At 64.1% G+C, this 18,590-nt stretch carries 14 protein-coding genes; all 14 read left to right on the forward strand.

Annotation, left to right across the window (positions count from 1 at the left end; genetic code table 11):
• Positions 1-3,477, forward strand: a 3,477-nt coding sequence (locus tag JV551A3_RS15790) for an RHS repeat-associated core domain-containing protein (RefSeq protein ID WP_133978903.1), incomplete at its 5' end; no start/stop codon positions are given.
• A gap of 241 nt (positions 3,478-3,718) precedes the next feature.
• Positions 3,719-4,684 (forward strand): endonuclease, encoded by a 966-nt coding sequence (locus JV551A3_RS15795; RefSeq protein WP_133972433.1) that lies wholly within the window; start codon positions 3,719-3,721, stop codon positions 4,682-4,684.
• A gap of 161 nt (positions 4,685-4,845) precedes the next feature.
• Complete coding sequence (locus JV551A3_RS15800; protein ID WP_133972431.1) at positions 4,846-5,154, forward strand: hypothetical protein; 309 nt, start codon at positions 4,846-4,848, stop codon at positions 5,152-5,154.
• A gap of 48 nt (positions 5,155-5,202) precedes the next feature.
• A complete protein-coding gene (locus tag JV551A3_RS15805) occupies positions 5,203-5,754 on the forward strand; it encodes a YbhB/YbcL family Raf kinase inhibitor-like protein (RefSeq protein ID WP_133972429.1) in 552 nt (183 codons plus the stop codon).
• A 551-nt stretch (positions 5,755-6,305) separates the two neighbouring features.
• On the forward strand, positions 6,306-7,361 hold the full coding sequence (locus JV551A3_RS15810) for a 3-deoxy-7-phosphoheptulonate synthase (protein ID WP_133972427.1): 1,056 nt from the start codon (positions 6,306-6,308) through the stop codon (positions 7,359-7,361).
• 80 nt (positions 7,362-7,441) lie between these two features.
• A complete protein-coding gene (locus JV551A3_RS15815; RefSeq protein ID WP_039602126.1) occupies positions 7,442-7,723 on the forward strand; it encodes a peptidylprolyl isomerase in 282 nt (93 codons plus the stop codon).
• A 13-nt stretch (positions 7,724-7,736) separates the two neighbouring features.
• A complete protein-coding gene (locus JV551A3_RS15820; RefSeq protein WP_133978905.1) occupies positions 7,737-9,662 on the forward strand; it encodes an extracellular solute-binding protein in 1,926 nt (641 codons plus the stop codon).
• Positions 9,659-10,717, forward strand: a complete 1,059-nt coding sequence (locus tag JV551A3_RS15825; RefSeq protein WP_133972423.1) for a microcin C ABC transporter permease YejB — start codon at positions 9,659-9,661, stop codon at positions 10,715-10,717. Before JV551A3_RS15820 ends, JV551A3_RS15825 begins: the two co-directional genes overlap by 4 nt.
• On the forward strand, positions 10,717-11,733 hold the full coding sequence (locus JV551A3_RS15830) for an ABC transporter permease (RefSeq protein ID WP_133972421.1): 1,017 nt from the start codon (positions 10,717-10,719) through the stop codon (positions 11,731-11,733). Before JV551A3_RS15825 ends, JV551A3_RS15830 begins: the two co-directional genes overlap by 1 nt.
• A gap of 140 nt (positions 11,734-11,873) precedes the next feature.
• Complete coding sequence (locus JV551A3_RS15835) at positions 11,874-13,274, forward strand: sigma-54 interaction domain-containing protein (RefSeq protein WP_133972419.1); 1,401 nt, start codon at positions 11,874-11,876, stop codon at positions 13,272-13,274.
• A 260-nt stretch (positions 13,275-13,534) separates the two neighbouring features.
• Positions 13,535-14,926: a GntP family permease gene (locus JV551A3_RS15840; protein WP_133972417.1), complete on the forward strand. Its 1,392-nt coding sequence runs from the start codon at positions 13,535-13,537 to the stop codon at positions 14,924-14,926.
• A 10-nt stretch (positions 14,927-14,936) separates the two neighbouring features.
• Positions 14,937-15,707 carry a 3-hydroxybutyrate dehydrogenase gene (gene hbdH, locus JV551A3_RS15845; protein ID WP_112253394.1) on the forward strand — a complete coding sequence of 257 codons (771 nt, stop codon included), beginning with the start codon at positions 14,937-14,939 and terminating at the stop codon, positions 15,705-15,707.
• A 55-nt stretch (positions 15,708-15,762) separates the two neighbouring features.
• A complete protein-coding gene (gene eco / locus JV551A3_RS15850) occupies positions 15,763-16,242 on the forward strand; it encodes a serine protease inhibitor ecotin (protein WP_133972415.1) in 480 nt (159 codons plus the stop codon).
• Positions 16,243-16,438: 196 nt separating this feature from the next.
• Positions 16,439-18,397, forward strand: a complete 1,959-nt coding sequence (locus JV551A3_RS15855; RefSeq protein WP_133972413.1) for an acetoacetate--CoA ligase — start codon at positions 16,439-16,441, stop codon at positions 18,395-18,397.
• Positions 18,398-18,590 lie beyond the last annotated feature (193 nt).

Here is an 18,590-nt window from a genome sequence, read left to right on the forward strand (position 1 = left end):
CACCTGAACATGCCCGATAACGTGTTCCTGCATGGGCGTCCCGACTACCAGAAGATGCAGCTGGGCAAGACCGAGTCGCGCACCGAATGGCACTATGAGCAACGCAAGGACGACAGCGGCAAGCTGACCTGCCTGCACACCACCGCCACGTTCAAGCCCCATGGCGGCACGCTCGAAAGGGCCACCAGCAGCCTGCACAGCGCCCTGCGCAATCAGCTCATCGACGCGCAAGACACCAATGGCGTGATCACCCGTTATGGCTATGACACTGTCAACCGGCTGGTCGCCGAAACCGTAGCGCCGGACCAGCCCGAGTACACCGCCACCCGCGGCTATCGCTATGGCAGGGTCACGGAAAACCAGCGCACGCTGTGGTACGCCGAGACGACCGACGTCAACAAGGTGGTCACCCGCACCTACCATGACGGGCTCAATCGCCCGGTGCGCGAAGAACGCACCCTGAAGGCGCTGGACGACCCGCAGTCCACCATCACCCGCAAGGTGTGGGAAACCACCTACGACTCGCTTGGCCGCGTCGCCAGCAAAACCCAGTTCGACTACCTGCCCGCCGCGCCTGGCAGCGACAACAGCGACGAGCAGGTCATCGCGCTGACCTCACACTTCAGCTACGGCACCTGGGGGCAACGCTGCCAGGTGCTGCAACCGGATGGCGTCAAGCTCATCAGCCAATTCTCGCCCTTCGGTGCCGACGGCAACAAGATCGAGCAGTGGCAGGAGCGCCCTGACCAGCCGGGCATCAAGCAGCAACACCGTGTGACCGAATACAACCGCTTCGACAAGCCGGTTTACGAATACCGCCTGCATCTGCCCGCCGATGCCGAAGAAGGGGCCAAGCCGGTTCAAGTCGACCGCACCGACTACGTCTACGATGGCCTGGGCCGGGCCGTGACGGAAACGCTCAGCTTCGCGCCCGAGCACAACCTAAAGCCGCGCGTTACCGAGTACAAATATGACCACTGGGCCCGCCTGTTCGAAACCGTGCGTGCCGATGGCAGCGTGCTGACGCGCACCTTCGACGAACGCAGCACCGCTGAACTGACCACCCTGCTGACAGTGCAAGATCGCAGCGGCGCACCGGCAAGGGCCGTGTGCAAACGCACGTTCGACGGCCTCGAACGCCTGACCAGCATGGCGGTAGGCCCGCGCCTGGAAACTTACCAATACCAGGGCCAGACCGACCTGATGGACTCACGCACCATCAGCAACACCGACCCGGCCCGCAACGACCCACGCAAGCACGTCGAGCGCTACCAGTACAAGCCGGCGCTGACCCTCCAGCCCACCCATATCACCGCCACGCTCGAAGGCACGCCAGAGCCGCACGCCGCCAACGAAGCCGAATTCGCCTTCCGCCCCACCAGTGCCGAAGTGGTCAGCGCCGACAATGCCAACGGTGGCCGCGCCTACACCTACACCGACCAGGGCTACCTGGCCGAGGAACAGTGGAGCGTAGACGACAAGGAACAGTACAAGATTCACAACCAGCACTCCCTGCAAGGGCGCCTGCGCTACCGCAAGCACAGTGACGGGGTCGCCTGCCTGTATGCGTATGACTCGCTGGGGCGGGTAACCACCGTCACCCAGGGCCACCTGCAGGCCAGGCTCGAATACAACAGCCTGGGCCTGCTGGAAACCACCACCACCTGCGATACCCGCGAGCCAGCACGCTTTGTGCGCACTACCCAGACCTACGACGACCTGGGCCGTGAACATCGGCGCACGCTCGAAACGCAGGACCACAAGCAAGTACTGGTGTTGAAATGGCTGGATGGCACGACGCTGCAATCACGCACCCTGTACAACGACAGCGATGCGAACGAGGACGCGTTCCTGCGCAAGGAAGTGTTCGAATATGACGAGCTCAATCGCCTCCGGGCTCACGATTACCAGGGTGACTGGGGCACCATACCCAAGGAAGACGAACGCTGGCAGGCCTTGCCGTGCAATACCAAAGGCCGCTCGATCTACTCGCAAACCTTTGCCTTCGATGCCCTGGACAACCTCGAGCGCTGCGTGACACGGTTTGCCGATGGCAGCAAGGACACCGCGCGCTTCACCTATGCCAACGACGACAGCTTCCAGCTGACCGAGGTGACCCACACCCACGCGGACTACCCGGCCACGCAAAGCTTCCGCTACGACACGCGCGGCAACATGCTCAACGACGAGCAGGGGCGCACCCTGGAGTACGACCTGCGCGGCCGCCTGGAACGCGTGCTGGAAGCAGACGGTAGCGAACTGGCCCGCTACCTGTACGATGGCCATGACCAGTTGCTGGCCAGTGTGCACGGTGGCAGCCGCGTGGTGCAACGGCGTTACCAGGACCATCGCCTGGACACTACCCAGGAAGGCAACCTGCTGACCCAGTACCTGCTGGAGGGCAACCATGCCCTGGCGGTGCAGCGCTCGGACGCACCTACCGACCCGCTGTTGCTGCTGACCGACAATGCCGGCAGCATCGTCACCGAGGCCGACCGCGAAGGCACACGTCATGCCAACTACAGCGCCTATGGCGAACGCCCTGACGACAATGGCATGCGCTGCCTGCTGGCGTTCAATGGCGAGGTGCGCGAGGAAGCCCTTGGCTGGCACCTGCCCGGCAGCGGCTACCGCGCCTACAACCCGATGCTGATGCGCTTCCACAGCCCCGACTCGCTGGCACCGGAAGAAGCAGGGGTCAACCCGTACCAGTATGCCCTGGGCAACCCGGTCCGGTGGCGCGACCCTACCGGGCATAAGGTAAGCCCGATTAGCGGCGACAGGGCGCCTCATTACCAGGATGATTCAGGCAACAGAATAGTGAGCACACTCAAAACGATAATCGTAGCGCTTTCGGCCGTGGTCCTCGTCGGGTCGATCATCGCTGCGCCATGGGGCCCCCCTTTGACGCTTCAATTTGGACTGGCCTGGACCGGTGTCGCTTTTCAGGGTGTTGGTCTGGCCCTGCAGATTGCGGGCACAGCCACTCAAAAGAAAAACCCAGAGCTTTCCAACAAGTTAAGCTATGCGGGTTGGGGGGTTACCGCAGTTGGGATGCTATTCACTGGAGCTTCTGTTGTAAGGGGGATTAAAAAACCCACCATTTCGAACTGGCGAAATAGAAGGCTTCATCAGGCTCGGGTGAGGGACCATCAAATAACGGGAGACGCTACCAGACAAAATCCGCGATCGATGCGAAATTCTCTGACACAAGAGGATAATATATCACTGCAGGAAATCCGAGCACATCGCCCGGCTTCACCCGGTGGTTCGAGGGTTCTACCAGATTATTCGCCTCCAGCCTATGAGCCGTCATCATTTTCATATAATCCACCGCGAGAAACTTCGCCGTCTCCACCATCATATGATGACTTGTTTCCAAAACCTACGCCACACCCTGCAACATCTAACGCTATGGATACCAGGATGGATGACCCTGTAAGGCAATCTCAAAGCGCCCGTTCAACCCGCACTTGAGCTTCCCCATCTGAAACGATGAGGTTAACAGAATCGCCGGGGCCGCTTTGCGGCCCTTTCGCGACACAAGGCCGCTCCTACAGGCCATGTTCCATCCGGGGCCTGCGCTGTACCAGTGGGAGCGGCCTTGCGTCGCGATGGGCTGCAAGGCAGCCCCAAGGGCTCTGAAGTGAATCAGCGAGCTCGCCAGCCCGAAGGAAATGATTACAATGCGCGCCCCAACCTGAAATATGTTTTTCCCATGAAATCACTGCTTTACGCCGTATCCTTACTCTTTTCCTTCACCCTCCCCGCGCTTGCCAGCCCGCCGGCGACCTTCACCGAGGCCAAGGTGGTGGCCAAGCAGAAGGTGTACATGGACCAGGCCAGCAGTGCCATGGGCGACCTGTACTGCGGCTGCAAATGGGCCTGGGTGGGCAAGTCTGGCGGGCGTATCGATGCTGCCTCGTGCGGCTACCAGGCCCGCAAGCAGCAGAACCGCGCCGAACGCACCGAATGGGAGCACATCGTGCCGGCCCATACCTTCGGCAACCAGCGCCAGTGCTGGAAGAACGGTGGCCGCGAGCATTGTGTGGATGACGACCCGGTGTTCCGCGCCATGGAGGCCGACCTGTTCAACCTGTACCCGGCAGTGGGCGAGGTCAACGGCGACCGCAGCAATTTCAACTACGGCATGGTTGCTGGCAATACAGGGCAATACGGCCAGTGCTCCACCAAGGTCGACTTCGTGCAGCGTGCTGCCGAACCACGTGACGAGGTGAAAGGCCTGGTTGCCCGCACCACCTTCTACATGTACGACCGATACAAGCTGAGCATGTCGCGCCAACAGCAGCAGTTGCTGATGGCCTGGGACAAACAGCACCCGGTTTCGGCCTGGGAGAAGGAGCGTAACCGGCGCATTGCCGCGATCATGGGGCATGCCAACCCCTTCGTGACCGGGGAACGCAAATGGACTGCCAACTACAAGCCGGTCGGCGGCGGTGTGGTGCAAGCGGTGCCGGCGAAGGCCGCCAAACCTGAGGCCAAGCCGAGCCTGGCCAGTGCCGGGTCGGTGGGGGCAGTGCTTGGCAACCGCAACAGCCATGTCTATCACCTTTCCGTCGGCTGCCCGGGCTATAACCAGGTTGCCGCGAAGAACCAGGTCACCTTCGCCACCGAGGGTGAGGCGCAGGCAGCGGGTTATCGCAAGGCGGGCAACTGCCGCTGATCGCCTTGTTCGGGGCCTGCGCGGCCCCATTTGCAATCGGCTTTGCATCGCGAGTGGGCTGCACGGCAGCCCACCCAGGATGACCACCCGTCGCCCAGACGGCACCCCGCCCCCTGCCTCCAGCCCAACGAATGACAGATCATCCGCTAAGGAGACGTTCCATGATCCGCATTCGCCCCTTCTCTCTGTGCCTTGCCCTTGCCCTGGCCAGCGTCACTGGCACCAGCTTCGCCGCAACCGACACAGACACCGATAGCCGCCCGCAAACCGACCAGCAGGGTGGCAAGACCGCCGGTGAAGGCAGCAGCGTCAACAGCCCTGGCAGCAGCAAAGCCAACGACAGCAGCGACACCGGCAGCAACAGCGATGCCGCCGACGGCGCCGCAGGCGGCTCCAACAGCACTGGCGAAGCCACCGGCTCCGGTGCCGGGCATTCGGGTGGCACCGCCGAGGACCAGGACAGCCATTGAGGCCGGCCTGGGCTACACTGCGCCGGAACGCCCTGCCGAGGATTCGCCATGAACCTCAAACCCTGGCTGCTCACCGCCCTGCTGCCGTGCAGCGTCTTGGCCGTCGCCGGCGGCCAGGGCGCGCTGTCGATCAGCTCATCGTCTTTCACCGATGGCGGCGTGATCGCCTTGCAACAGGTTGGCCCGGACCCGGCCTGCGGTGCTGGTGAAGAGCGCACTCCGCAACTGAGCTGGGAAAACCTCCCCGCAGGCACCCGGTCGCTGGCACTGATCATGTTCGACCCAGACGGCGGCAAAGGTATTGGTGTGGTCCACTGGATCGCCTACAACATCGACCCGGCCCAGGATGGGCTGAAGGAAGGCGTGGCCGGGCTGACCGGGCAAGGGGTGACGGTGGGGCGCAACTCGCGGGGCACGCTCAGCTACCGAGGCCCCTGCCCACCCGCCGGCGACAACCCGCACCACTACGCGCTGACGCTGATCGCCACCGACCTGCCATTGGGTACCCTGCCCGAAGGCCTGGACCGCAGCGGTCTGCTGCAACTGCTGCAAGGCCACGCGCTAGGGGCGCAGAGTCTGGTCGGGCGCTATGGCCATTGAACCAGGCAGTACAGGAACAATTGATCATCCCCATAGCACTTATCCATTGAATGGCCCAGCCGAACTGAAGTAAGCTCGGGTTCATTCACTGGAGAGCAACATGCCGAAACACACCCGCAACCACGCCAACCACACCGGTCGCACCCTGCGCCCTGTGCTGGCCGTTGCCGGCTGCGTGGCACCTGCCAGCTATTACTTCGGGTATTGGTTTAGCCACTAGGCGCCGATACCCACACGGCGCCCACCTTCGAGGGGCCGCCGAACATGAGAATACTCAAACCCCCGGTCGGCTCCCCGACCGGGGGTTTTGCTTTTCAGGCCTTTGAACAACACCGATTCACATTGAGGACAGATTCATGAACTACGCCACTTACTACGCAAACACCTTCGCCTGGCGATTTAGCCAATCCCGTTCGGGCCAGCCTGCCGCCTCCGTTCGGTCTTGCACAGGTGGCAATGCAGCAACCAATACGAATTCAACGATCTGTCGAACACCTCGATAGGGCCGACCACGCGGGCCAGAACCCGCCGTCCGCCCAGGGAAAAACGCCATGCAAGCTTCCAGCCTCGCCCTGACCCAGCCACAAGCAGCCAACACCACCGTCAGCCAGCGCCTGCCCAGCCCGCACCTGCTCAAGCAGCAAATGCCGCTGTCGAGCGAACTTACTCAGCAAGTCCATGCCCACCGCCAGGCCATCCGCGACATCCTCGAAGGCCGCGACCAGCGCCTGCTGGTGATCGTTGGCCCGTGCTCTATCCACGACCCGCGCTCGGCCCTGGAATACGCCGACCGCCTGGCCGCCCTCAGCCGCGAAGTCGACGACAAGCTGCTGTTGGTGATGCGCGCCTACGTCGAAAAGCCCCGCACAACGGTCGGCTGGAAAGGCCTGGCCTACGACCCGCATCTCGATGGCAGCGACGACATGCACGCCGGCATCGCCCTGTCCCGCGGGCTGATGCTGAACATGATCGAACGCGGCCTGCCGGTCGCCACCGAACTGCTGCAGCCAATGGCCGCCGGCTACTTCGATGACCTTCTGGCCTGGGCCGCGATTGGTGCGCGCACTACCGAGTCGCAAATCCACCGCGAAATGGTCAGTGGCCTGGAGTTGCCGGTCGGCTTCAAGAACGGCACCGACGGCGGCATCGCCATCGCCAGCGACGCCATGCGCAGCGCCGCCCACCCGCACCGCCACTTCGGCATGGATGCGCAAGGCTACCCGGCCATCATCGAGACCTTGGGCAACCCGGACACCCACCTGGTGCTGCGCGGCGGCCACAAGGGCCCGAACTTTGACGCCGACAGCATCGCCATGGCTCGGCAGGCGCTGGCCAAGGCCGGGTTGCAGGCGCGGATCATGGTCGATTGCAGCCATGCCAACAGCGGCAAGGACCCGGCGCGCCAGCCGGCGGTATTCAACGATGTGCTGGAGCAGCGCCTGGCCGGCGACCGCTCGATCGTCGGGGTGATGATCGAAGGGCACCTGTTCGACGGCTGCCAGGCGCTAGGCAAGGGTGCGCTGAAATACGGCGTGTCGATCACCGACGGCTGCCTGGGCTGGGCCTCGACCGAAACCCTGTTGCGCGAGGCGGCACAAAAACTCTAGGCAGCGGGTTGCAAGCCTGGCGAGACATACCCCGGACAAGTGCGCTAGGCTTGCCTTTTTTACCCCAAGGAGCAGTACCCATGGCCCGTGCAACCGCCCGCCACATCCTGGTCAGCAGCGAAGATAAATGCAACGAACTGAAAGCCCAGATCGAAGCAGGCGCCGACTTCGCTGAAATCGCCAAAGCCAACTCCACCTGCCCGTCCAGCCGCCAGGGCGGTGACTTGGGCTCGTTCGGCCCAGGCCAGATGGTCAAGGAATTCGATACCGTGGTGTTCAGCGCCCCGATCAACACCGTGCAAGGCCCGGTGAAGACCCAGTTCGGCTACCACCTGCTGGAAGTGACCAGCCGCCAGGACTAAGTCCGCGCAGCCGATGAAATCCCCTGTGGGAGCGGGCGAGCCCGCGAATGCGTCAGCCCGTACAACGAGGCTACCTGATCTGACGCATTCGCGGGCACGCCCGCTCCCACAGAGATTGTGGTGCCTGCTCCTGCTTTGCCTGGCTTTCAATGCCCACGCTGCCTCCACCCACGCCCTCACCGTCTACGGCGAAGCCCCCCGCTATAACGCCACCTTCCAGCATTTCGACTACGTCAACCCGAACGCCCCCAAGGGCGGCATCCTGCGCCGCTCGGCCATCGAGATCGGCCAGTTCGACCATATCCTGCCGTACATCGACAAAGGCATCGGTGTCAGCGAGGTCGATGGCCTGCTGTACGCACCACTGGCCGTGCGCTCGTTCGATGAACCCTACACCGTCTACGGCCTGATCGCCCGGCGCATGGAGCGCGGACCGGAGGATGCCTGGCTGCGTTTCGAGATCGACCCACGCGCCACATTCGCCGATGGCAAGCCGGTGCGCGCCGAGGACGTACGCTTTACCTTCGAACTGCTGATGAGCAAGGGCAGCCTCAAGTACCGCACCCAGTTCGCCGATGTTGCCGCTGTCACCGTGGAAAGCCCGCACAGCGTGCGCTTCGACTTCAAGCCCGACCACGGCCGCACCCTGCCGCTGGACCTCGCCAGCCTGCCGGTACTGCCCGAGCACGACTGGCAGCAGCGCGATTTCGCCAACGGCGCCGGCTTCGACAAGCCGGTCGGCAGCGGGCCGTACCGTATCGGGCGCATCGACAACGGTCGCAGCATCACCTTCGAGCGCGACGCCAACTGGTGGGCGCGCGACCTGCCGGTCAGCCGTGGCCGCTACAATTTCGCCAAGCTGCGCATCGAGTACTTCGGTGATACCGAAGTGGCGCGACAGGTGCTCAAGGGCGGCGGCTACGATTACAACCGCGAATTCTCCGCCACCGCCTACACCCTGGGCTACAACGGCGCGCAACTGGACGACGGGCGCCTGCAGCGCGCCCACCTGGGCCCGGCCAAACCGCAGGTGGCCCAGGGCTTCGTGTTCAACCTCGATCGGCCGCAGTTCAAGGACCGCCGCGTGCGCCAGGCGCTGGGCATGCTGTGGGACTACGAATGGAGCAACCGGCAGATGATGCGCAACATGTACATCCGCCAGCAGAGCGTGTTCTCCAATACCCCGCTGGCTGCCCGCCAACTGCCGGATGCCGGCGAGTTGAAACTGCTCGAACCGTTGCGCGGCAAGGTGCCGGACGAAGTCTTCAGTACCGTGTTCACCGCCCCGGTCACCGATGGCTCGGGGATCGTCCGCAAGCAACAGCTGGAGGCACTGGCGCTGCTCGAACAAGCCGGCTGGCGCCCCGAGGGCGACCGGCTGGTGAACAGCCAGGGCACGCCGCTGGCGTTCACCTTCCTCAACGGCCAGGCAGGCATGGAGCGCCTGCTGCTGCCGTGGAAGCGCAACCTGGCCCAGATTGGCGTGACACTGGACATCCGCAACGTCGATTCGGCCCAGTACGTCAACCGCCTGATGGCACGTGACTACGACATGATCGTGACCGGCTACCCGGTCACCCTGTCGCCCGGCGCCGAGCTGTACAACTATTTTGGCTCGGCAGCAGCCCACGACCCTGGTTCGAACAACCTGATGGTGCTGCAGGACCCTGCCGTGGACCACTTGATCGACGGCCTAGTGCGCGCCGACAGCCAGGCCGACATGCTGCACCACGCCCATGCCCTGGACCGGGTGCTGCAATGGAACTACTACTGGATCCCCAACTACTACCCACCCGGCAGCTCCACCGCCTGGTGGAACCGCTTCGGCCTGCCCAAGGTCCAGGCTGCCTATGACGAAGGCCTGGACACCTGGTGGGAAGTCAGCCCCACTGCGCTGACCAACGCGCAAATGGCCGAACGCCGGAAATCCTCGCCATGACTACCTACATCCTGCGCCGCCTGTTGCTGATCATCCCCACGCTGCTGGCGATCCTGCTGGTCAACTTCGCCATCGTCCAGGCTGCACCGGGTGGCCCGGTGGAACAGGCGGTGGCACGCCTGCAAGGCATAGGCGGCGGCGCTCCTGGTGCCCGGGCCGAAGTGGTACACGGCGAGTCACGAGCCACCCGTGGCCTGGACCCGAAACTGATCGAGGAAATCAAACGCCAATACGGCTTCGACAAGTCCGCCCCCGAGCGCCTGTGGTTGATGCTGGGTCAGTACGCTCGGCTGGACTTCGGCAACAGCTTCTTCCGCGGCGCCAAGGTCACCGACCTGATCCTCGACAAGTTGCCGGTCACCCTGTCGCTAGGCTTCTGGGCCACGCTGATCACCTACCTGGTGTCGATCCCGCTGGGCATCCGCAAGGCGGTGCGCCATGGCAGCCGCTTCGATGCCTGGAGCAGCGCGCTGATCGTGGTCGGCTATGCCCTGCCCTCGTTCCTGTTCGCCCTGTTGCTGATCGTGCTGTTCGCCGGGGGCACCTCGCTCAGCTGGTTCCCGGTGCGTGGCCTGGTCTCGGACAACTTCGACGAACTCAGCCTGCTGGGCAAGGTCGCCGACTACTTCTGGCACCTAGTGCTGCCGGTCGGTGCCTTGGTGATCGGCGGCTTCGCCACCCTGACGCTGCTGACCAAAAACGCCTTCCTCGACGAGATTTCCCGGCAATACGTGGTTACCGCACGCGCCAAGGGCCTGAGCGAGCGCCGGGTGCTGTATGGCCACGTACTGCGCAATGCCATGCTGCTGGTGGTAGCCGGGTTGCCGCAGGCGTTGATCACGGTATTCTTCGCCGGCTCGTTGCTGATCGAGGTGATCTTCTCGCTCGACGGCCTGGGCCGCATGAGTTACGACGCGGCCGTGTCGCGGGATTACCCGGTGGTGTTCGGCACGCTGTTCATCTTCACCCTGGCGGGCCTGCTGATCCGCCTGATCGGTGACCTGTCGTACACCCTGCTCGACCCACGTATCGACTTCGACGCGAGGGCGCGCTGATGCTTTCACCGATCTCCCGTCGCCGCCTGCAACGCTTTCGCCGCAACCGCCTTGGCTGGGTTTCGCTGTGGCTGTTCGCCGCCCTGCTGCTGCTGAGCCTGTGTGCCGAGCTGGTGGCCAACGACAAACCGCTGCTGCTCGCCTACAAGGGCGACCTGTACGTGCCGGCGCTAAAGCGCTACACCGAGCAGCAGTTCGGCGGCCAGCTGCCGTTCCAGCCAGACTACCGCAGCGCCTATGTACGCCAGCTGATCGAGCAGCAAGGTGGCTGGATGCTGTTCGCACCGATCCCGTTCAGCGCCGATACCCCCAACTACGACCTGCAGGTGCCCACCCCCAGCCCGCCGAGCGCAAGCAACTGGCTGGGCACCGACGACCAGGGCCGCGACGTGCTGGCCCGGGTGCTATATGGCATGCGGGTATCCTTGCTGTTCGCCTTCGCCCTGACCGTGGTCAGCGTACTGATAGGGGTGGCAGCCGGGGCCCTGCAAGGCTATCACGGCGGCTGGGTCGACCTGGTCGGCCAGCGCTTGCTGGAAGTGTGGTCGGGGTTGCCGGTGCTGTACCTGCTGATCATCCTCAGCGGCTTCGTCGAGCCGGACTTCTGGTGGCTGCTGGGGATCATGGCGCTGTTCTCCTGGCTGACCCTGGTCGATGTGGTACGCGCCGAGTTCCTGCGCGGTCGCAACCTGGAATATGTGAAGGCCGCCCGGGCGCTGGGGTTGCCAGACAGCCAGGTGATGCTGCGGCACATCCTGCCCAATGCCATGAACGCGACGCTGACCTATGTGCCGTTCATGCTGACCGGGGCGATTACCACCCTGACAGCACTGGATTTTCTCGGTTTCGGCATGCCGGCCGGGAGTGCTTCGCTGGGTGAGCTGGTGACCCAGGGCAAACAGCACCTGGAGGCGCCATGGCTGGGCTTTACCGCGTTCTTTGCGCTGGCGGTGATCTTGTCGTTGCTGGTGTTTATCGGCGATGCCTTGCGCGAGGCGTTCGACCCCAGGGGATAGGTTTTCAGGCCTGGCCTCTTCGCGGGTGAACCCGCTCCCACAGGTACCCCACAGTCCTCAAGATTTGTAGTGAACTTGTGGGAGCGGGTTCACCCGCGAAGAGGCCGGGCCTGCTTTTACAGATTTCAGGATTTCTACCCATGCACGACAGCGACAGCCTCAAGGACTACCCCCAGGTACGGCAACTGGCCATTCGCTCGCTGTTCGAGATAATCGAGCAGTCCAGCGAGGGCACGGTAATCGTCGACCGCCAGGCGCGCATCGTCTGGATGAACGAACGCTACGCCCGACGCTTTGGCCTGGCCGACGCCGCCAGTGCCATCGGCCAGCCGTGCGAGGCGGTGATCCCGGGCAGCCTGATGCGCGAGGTAGTGAGCAATGGTCGGCCAATCCTGCTGGACATGCTCGACACCCCGAACGAGCCGCTGGTGGTAATGCGCCTGCCCATCCACGACGACCAAGGTGCGCTGATCGGCGCCATCGGCTTTGCCCTGTTCGATGAGTTGCGCAGCCTGTCGCCACTGCTAAAACGTTACTCCAGCATGCAGCAGGAGCTGGCCTCTACCCGCTCGCAATTGCGCGCCCGCCAGGCCAAGTACAGCTTCGCCCAGTTTGTCGGCAGCAGCGCCGCCAGCCTGGAGGCCAAGCGCCGCGCCCGGCGTGGTGCAAGCAGTGATTCGCCGGTGTTGCTGCTGGGCGAAACCGGCACCGGCAAGGAGCTGCTGGCCCATGCCATCCATGCGGCGTCGGCGCGGGCACACAAGGCGTTTGTCAGCATAAACAGCGCGGCAATCCCCGAGACATTGCTGGAAGCCGAATTCTTCGGCACTGCCCCCGGCGCCTTCACCGGCGCCGACCGCAAGGGCCGCAGCGGCAAGCTGCAGCTGGCCGAAGGCGGTACGCTGTTCCTCGACGAGATCGGCGACATGCCGCTGGCGCTGCAGAGCAAGCTGCTGCGGGTGTTGCAGGAGAAGGAGTACGAGCCGGTAGGCTCGAACCAGATGCTGCGCAGTGATGTGCGCATCATTGCCGCCACCTCCATCGACCTGCAGGCGGCCATCGCCCGCGGGGCATTCCGCGCCGACCTGTATTACCGGTTGAACGTGCTGCCGATCGAAGTGCCGCCCCTGCGGCAGCGGCTGGAGGACCTGCCGGCGCTGTGCGAGGCCATCCTGGGCGAACTGGGCAGCCAGTACGAGCTGGAGGCCGAAGCGCAGCAGCTATTGGCGCGGCATGCATGGCCGGGGAACATTCGCGAGCTGCGCAATGTGCTGGAGCGGGCCACGCTGCTGGCGGATCAGCCGCGGCTGGGGGTGGCGGATCTACGGGCGGCATTGGGGCCGTTGAGCCCGGTGGCGGGTGAACCTGTGCGGCAGAGCTACCGCGAAGCCTGCGCTGAGTTCGAGCGCAAGTTGATTGCCGGGGCCTTGGCTGAGCATGAGGGAAATGTGCCAGAGGCCGCGGCAGCGTTGGGGCTGGGGCGGTCGACCTTGTACAAGAAGATGGTGGCGCTGGGACTTTCGTCTCCAATTGGAGACTGATGTTTCTGATTTGAGATTGCTGCGAGGGCTTCGCCCTCGATCGCGACACAAGGCCGCTCCCACAGACGGTATGCGATCTCCTGTGGGAGCGGCCTTGTGTCGCGATAGGGCCGCAAAGCGCCCCCAAAAATCTCAAGTCAGAGACAAAAATCCACTAGAAAACAAAATACTCACATAAATCAACAAGTTAAAAACTGGCACGATTCCCGCTATCTCCTGCTCACCGATAAAAACAAGACTCACCCAGGAGACCCACCCCGATGACCGTGCTCATCGCACTCGCCGCTCTGGCCCTGCTGATGCTGGCCGCCTACCGCGGCTACAGCGTAATCCTCTTCGCCCCCATCGCCGCCCTCGGTGCGGTACTGCTCACCGACCCGTCCGCCGTGGCCCCCGCATTCACCGGGGTGTTCATGGAGAAAATGGTCGGTTTCATCAAGCTCTACTTCCCGGTGTTCCTGCTGGGGGCCGTGTTCGGCAAACTGATCGAACTGTCCGGCTTCTCGCGCTCGATCGTGGCTGCTGCAATCCGCGTGCTCGGCACCCGCCAGGCGATGCTGGTTATCGTGCTGGTCTGCGCCCTGCTCACCTACGGCGGCGTGTCGCTGTTCGTGGTGGTGTTCGCGGTGTACCCGTTCGCCGCCGAAATGTTCCGCCAGAGCAACATCCCCAAGCGCCTGATCCCGGCAACCATTGCGCTGGGCGCGTTCTCGTTCACCATGGACGCCTTGCCCGGCACCCCGCAGATCCAGAACATCATCCCCAGCACCTTCTTCAACACCACCGCCTGGGCCGCGCCCTGGCTGGGCCTGATCGGCACGCTGTTCGTGTTCTGCGTCGGCATGGCCTACCTGCAGCGCCAGCGCAACAAGGCCCAGCGCGCCGGCGAAGGCTATGGCAGCGACTTGCGCAACGAACCGGAAACCGCTGCCGACCTGGCGCTGCCCAACCCGTGGCTGGCCCTGTCGCCGCTGCTGCTGGTAGGGGTGATGAACTTGCTGTTCACCCACTGGATCCCGCAATGGTATGGCCCCAGCCACAGCCTGCAACTGCCCGGCATGAGCACGCCGGTGCAAAGCGATGTGGCCAAGCTCACTGCCATCTGGGCGGTGCAGGCGGCGTTGCTGGTGGGCATCCTGATGGTGCTGGTGTGTGCCTTCGGCGCCATTCGTACCCGCCTGGCCGAAGGCACCAAGAGCGCCGTGGGCGGTGCCTTGCTGGCGGCCATGAACACCGCCTCGGAATACGGTTTTGGCGCAGTGATCGCCTCGCTGCCGGGCTTTCTGGTGTTGGCCGACGCCTTGCGCGGCATCCCCAACCCGTTGGTCAACGAAGCCATCACCGTGACCCTGCTGGCTGGTATCACCGGCTCTGCCTCGGGCGGCATGAGCATCGCCCTGGCGGCCATGGGCGACAGCTTCATCGCCGCCGCCAACGCCGCCAACATCCCGCTCGAAGTGCTGCACCGGGTGGCCGCCATGGCCAGCGGTGGCATGGACACCCTGCCGCACAACGGTGCGGTCATCACCCTGCTGGCCGTGACCGGGCTGACCCACCGCGAGGCCTACAAGGACATTTTCGGTATTACCCTGATCAAGACCCTGGCGGTGTTCGTGGTCATTGCCACGTTCTACGCCACCGGCATCGTCTAAGGAGCTTTGCATGACCCTCAAAGGCAAGACCGCACTCGTCACCGGTTCCACCAGCGGCATTGGCCTGGGCATTGCCCAGGTACTGGCCCGCGCAGGCGCCAACATCGTGCTCAACGGCTTCGGCGACCCAGCCCCGGCGCTGGCCGAGATCGCCCGGCACGGGGGGAAGGCAGTCCATCACCCGGCCGACCTGTCGGATGTGGCCCAGATCGAAGCGCTGTTCGCCCTGGCCGAGCGCGAGTTTGGCGGCGTCGACATCCTGGTCAACAACGCCGGTATCCAGCACGTGGCGCCGGTGGAGCAGTTCCCGCTGGAAAGCTGGGACAAGATCATCGCCCTCAACCTGTCGGCCGTGTTCCACGGTACGCGCCTGGCCCTGCCCGGCATGCGCGCGCGCAACTGGGGGCGCATCATCAACATCGCCTCGGTGCATGGCCTGGTCGGCTCCACCGGCAAGGCGGCCTATGTGGCAGCCAAGCACGGCGTGGTCGGCCTGACCAAGGTGGTCGGCCTGGAAACCGCCACCAGCAACGTCACCTGCAATGCCATCTGCCCTGGCTGGGTGTTGACCCCGCTGGTGCAGAAGCAGATCGACGATCGTGCTGCCAACGGTGGCGATCCGCTGCAAGCACAGCACGATCTGCTGGCAGAAAAACAGCCATCGTTGGCCTTCGTCACCCCCGAACACCTGGGTGAGCTGGTACTATTCCTGTGCAGCGAGGCCGGTAGCCAGGTTCGCGGTGCCGCCTGGAACGTCGATGGTGGCTGGTTGGCCCAGTGACGGGCGGCCTGGGCCTGGCGACGGTCTTGCATTCGTTTATCTGCAAGGAGGCCCTATGCGCCCTACCCCAATGACCGCGATCCTGGCCCTGACCCTGGCTACCGCCGCACCCGCGATGGCAGCCAGCCTGAAGGACGTCGCGCCCTACCCCGAGGCGGAAAAAGGCTTCACCCGGCAGGTCATCCACCTGCCGGCCCAGGCTGATGAATCGGCCTATCAACTGGAAATCCTCGCCGGCAAGACCCTGAAGGTGGACTGCAATCGCCAGCGCCTGGGCGGCAGCCTGGAGGAACGTACCCTGGAAGGCTGGGGCTACAGCTACTACCGCCTGGACAAGGTCAGCGGCCCGGTCAGCACACTGATGGCCTGCCCCGATGGCAAGAAGACCGAGGCCTTCGTGCCAGTGGTCGGTGAAGGCTTCATGCTGCGCTACAACAGCAAGCTGCCGGTGGTGGTGTATGTGCCCAAGGACGTCGAAGTGCGCTACCGCGTCTGGACCGCGTCGCAGGACGTGCAAAAGGCTAAAGTAGAGTAAACGGCGCGGCATTCTGTGCCGCGCAGGGCCGTTCGCGATTCTTGTAGGAGCGGCCTTGTGTCGCGATCGGGCTGCAAAGCAGCCCCGGCAATTTTGCTGTAACGCTGAAATCCTGGGGCCGCGCTGCGGCCCTATCGCGACACAAGGCCGCTCCTACACAGGAAGGCCTACATCCGGCAGCAACAGGAGGTTCGGCATGAACGATGTGCTCTGGCGCCCCTCCACGGCGCAGATCGAGGCCAGCCGGATGGATGCCTTCCGCCGCCGGGTCAACCTGCGCTACAACCTGCAACTCGACGACTACCAGGCGCTGCACCGCTGGAGCATCGAGCAGCGCTCTGCCTTCTGGCAAACCCTTGCCGACTATTTTCACGTTCATTGGCATACGCCGCCGAGCCAGGTGCTCAGCGAAGGGCCGCAGATGCCCGATGCCCAGTGGTTCACCAATGCCACCCTCAACTTCGCCGAACACCTGCTGCGCCGCCGCGACGATCGCCCGGCCCTGGTCGCAGTGCGCGAAGACGGCCAACGCCAGCTGTTCACCCATGCCCAGCTGGCCGCCCAGGTAGCCGGCCTGCAAACAGCCTTCAAGGCCGCCGGCATCGTCCCCGGCGACCGGGTAGCCGCGGTCATGCCCAATACCTGGCAAACGCTGGTGGCCATGCTTGCCTGCACCAGCCTCGGTGCGGTGTGGTCCAGCTCCTCACCCGAGTTTGGCGTACACGGCATCATCGACCGCTTCGGCCAGATCGAGCCCAAGCTGCTGATCGCCTGCGCCGGGTACCAGTACGCCGGCAAGGCCATCGACCAGGTGGACAAGGTCAACCAGGTGTGCGCGCAACTGCCCGGGCTGGAACGGCTGATCGTGGTGCCCCATACCCGCAGCGGGACGCGCGCCGACGAATTCCAGGCCGCCAACGTCAGCCTGTGGGACGAGTTCTTTCAGCCCGGCGGTGAACCCCGCTTCACCCCGCTGCCCTTCGATCACCCGCTGTACATCCTGTATTCCAGCGGCACCACCGGCGTACCCAAGTGCATCGTCCACCGCGCTGGCGGCGTGTTGTTGCAACACCTGAAGGAACATGGCCTGCACAACGACCTGAAGGCCGATGACGTGCTGTTCTACTACACCACCTGCGGCTGGATGATGTGGAACTGGCTGGCCAGCGGCCTGGCGGTGGGCGCCACGCTGGTACTGTACGACGGCTCGCCCTTCCATCCCGGCCCCGAGCGGCTGCTGGACCTGATCGACGCCGAGGGCATCCAGGCCTTCGGTACCAGCGCCAAGTACCTGGCGGCGCTGGAGCAGGCGGGCCTGGAACCTGCGGCAAGCCATCGCCTGGCGCGCTTGCGCCTGCTACTGTCCACCGGCTCGCCGCTGTCGCCACACAGCTACGACTACGTGTACCGCAAGATCAAGGCCGACCTGTGCTTGGCATCGATGTCCGGTGGCACCGATATCGTTTCTTGCTTCGTGCTGGGCAACCCGACCCTGCCAGTGCGCCGTGGCGAGATCCAGTGCAAGGGCTTGGGCATGGCGGTGGAAGTGTGGGACGAGCATGGCCAGCCGGTGGAGGGCGAAAAAGGCGAGCTGGTCTGTACGCGCAACTTCCCGTCCATGCCGCTGGGGTTCTGGAAGGATGCGGACGGCAGTCGATACCACGATGCCTACTTCAGCCAGTTCCCGGGAGTATGGGCCCAGGGCGACTATGCCGAACAGCGTGCCGATGGCGGCCTGGTGATTCATGGCCGCTCCGATGCCGTGCTCAACCCCGGCGGGGTGCGCATTGGCACGGCGGAGATCTACCGCCAGGTGGAAAAGGTCGAGCAGGTGCTGGAAAGCGTGGCCATCGGCCAGGACTGGCAAGGCGACGTGCGGGTAGTGCTGTTCGTTCGCCTGCGTGACGGCCTGCAATTGGATGAGGCCCTGCGCCAGCATATCCGCCAGGTAATCCGCCAGTACACCACGCCCCGCCATGTGCCGGCGGTGATCGCCCAGGTCGATGACATCCCGCGTACCATCAGCGGCAAGCTGGTGGAGTTGGCGATTCGCAACGTGGTGCATGGCTTGCCGGTGAAGAACACCGATGCCCTGGCCAACCCCGAGGCGCTGGAGCAGTTTCGGGATCGCGAGGAGTTGCGCACCCCGTCATGAAGGTATTCACCGTCATTGTGGGAGCGGCCTTGCGTCGCGAAAGGGCTGCAGAGCAGCCCCGGGATTTCAGCAGCGAAGCATAGATTTCTGGGGCCGCTTTGCGGCCCTTTCGCGACGCAAGGCCGCTCCCACATTGGCCTCAACTCGACTCGATCAGGCATAATGCGCACTTTTTTGCCCCCCCGAAGCACAG

The organism is Pseudomonas inefficax, assembly GCF_900277125.1.
In the GTDB taxonomy this organism is placed as follows: Bacteria; Pseudomonadota; Gammaproteobacteria; order Pseudomonadales; family Pseudomonadaceae; genus Aquipseudomonas; species Aquipseudomonas inefficax.

Excerpts from the sequence above, each read along its gene's own strand:
- JV551A3_RS15795 (WP_133972433.1), top strand. The coding sequence starts at position 3,719 with ATGAAATCACTGCTTTACGCCGTATCCTTACTCTTTTCCTTCACCCTC.
- JV551A3_RS15800 (WP_133972431.1), top strand. The coding sequence starts at position 4,846 with ATGATCCGCATTCGCCCCTTCTCTCTGTGCCTTGCCCTTGCCCTGGCC.
- JV551A3_RS15805 (WP_133972429.1), top strand. The coding sequence starts at position 5,203 with ATGAACCTCAAACCCTGGCTGCTCACCGCCCTGCTGCCGTGCAGCGTC.
- JV551A3_RS15810 (WP_133972427.1), top strand. The coding sequence starts at position 6,306 with ATGCAAGCTTCCAGCCTCGCCCTGACCCAGCCACAAGCAGCCAACACC.
- JV551A3_RS15815 (WP_039602126.1), top strand. The coding sequence starts at position 7,442 with ATGGCCCGTGCAACCGCCCGCCACATCCTGGTCAGCAGCGAAGATAAA.
- JV551A3_RS15820 (WP_133978905.1), top strand. The coding sequence starts at position 7,737 with ATGAAATCCCCTGTGGGAGCGGGCGAGCCCGCGAATGCGTCAGCCCGT.
- JV551A3_RS15825 (WP_133972423.1), top strand. The coding sequence starts at position 9,659 with ATGACTACCTACATCCTGCGCCGCCTGTTGCTGATCATCCCCACGCTG.
- JV551A3_RS15830 (WP_133972421.1), top strand. The coding sequence starts at position 10,717 with ATGCTTTCACCGATCTCCCGTCGCCGCCTGCAACGCTTTCGCCGCAAC.
- JV551A3_RS15835 (WP_133972419.1), top strand. The coding sequence starts at position 11,874 with ATGCACGACAGCGACAGCCTCAAGGACTACCCCCAGGTACGGCAACTG.
- JV551A3_RS15840 (WP_133972417.1), top strand. The coding sequence starts at position 13,535 with ATGACCGTGCTCATCGCACTCGCCGCTCTGGCCCTGCTGATGCTGGCC.
- hbdH (WP_112253394.1), top strand. The coding sequence starts at position 14,937 with ATGACCCTCAAAGGCAAGACCGCACTCGTCACCGGTTCCACCAGCGGC.
- eco (WP_133972415.1), top strand. The coding sequence starts at position 15,763 with ATGCGCCCTACCCCAATGACCGCGATCCTGGCCCTGACCCTGGCTACC.
- JV551A3_RS15855 (WP_133972413.1), top strand. The coding sequence starts at position 16,439 with ATGAACGATGTGCTCTGGCGCCCCTCCACGGCGCAGATCGAGGCCAGC.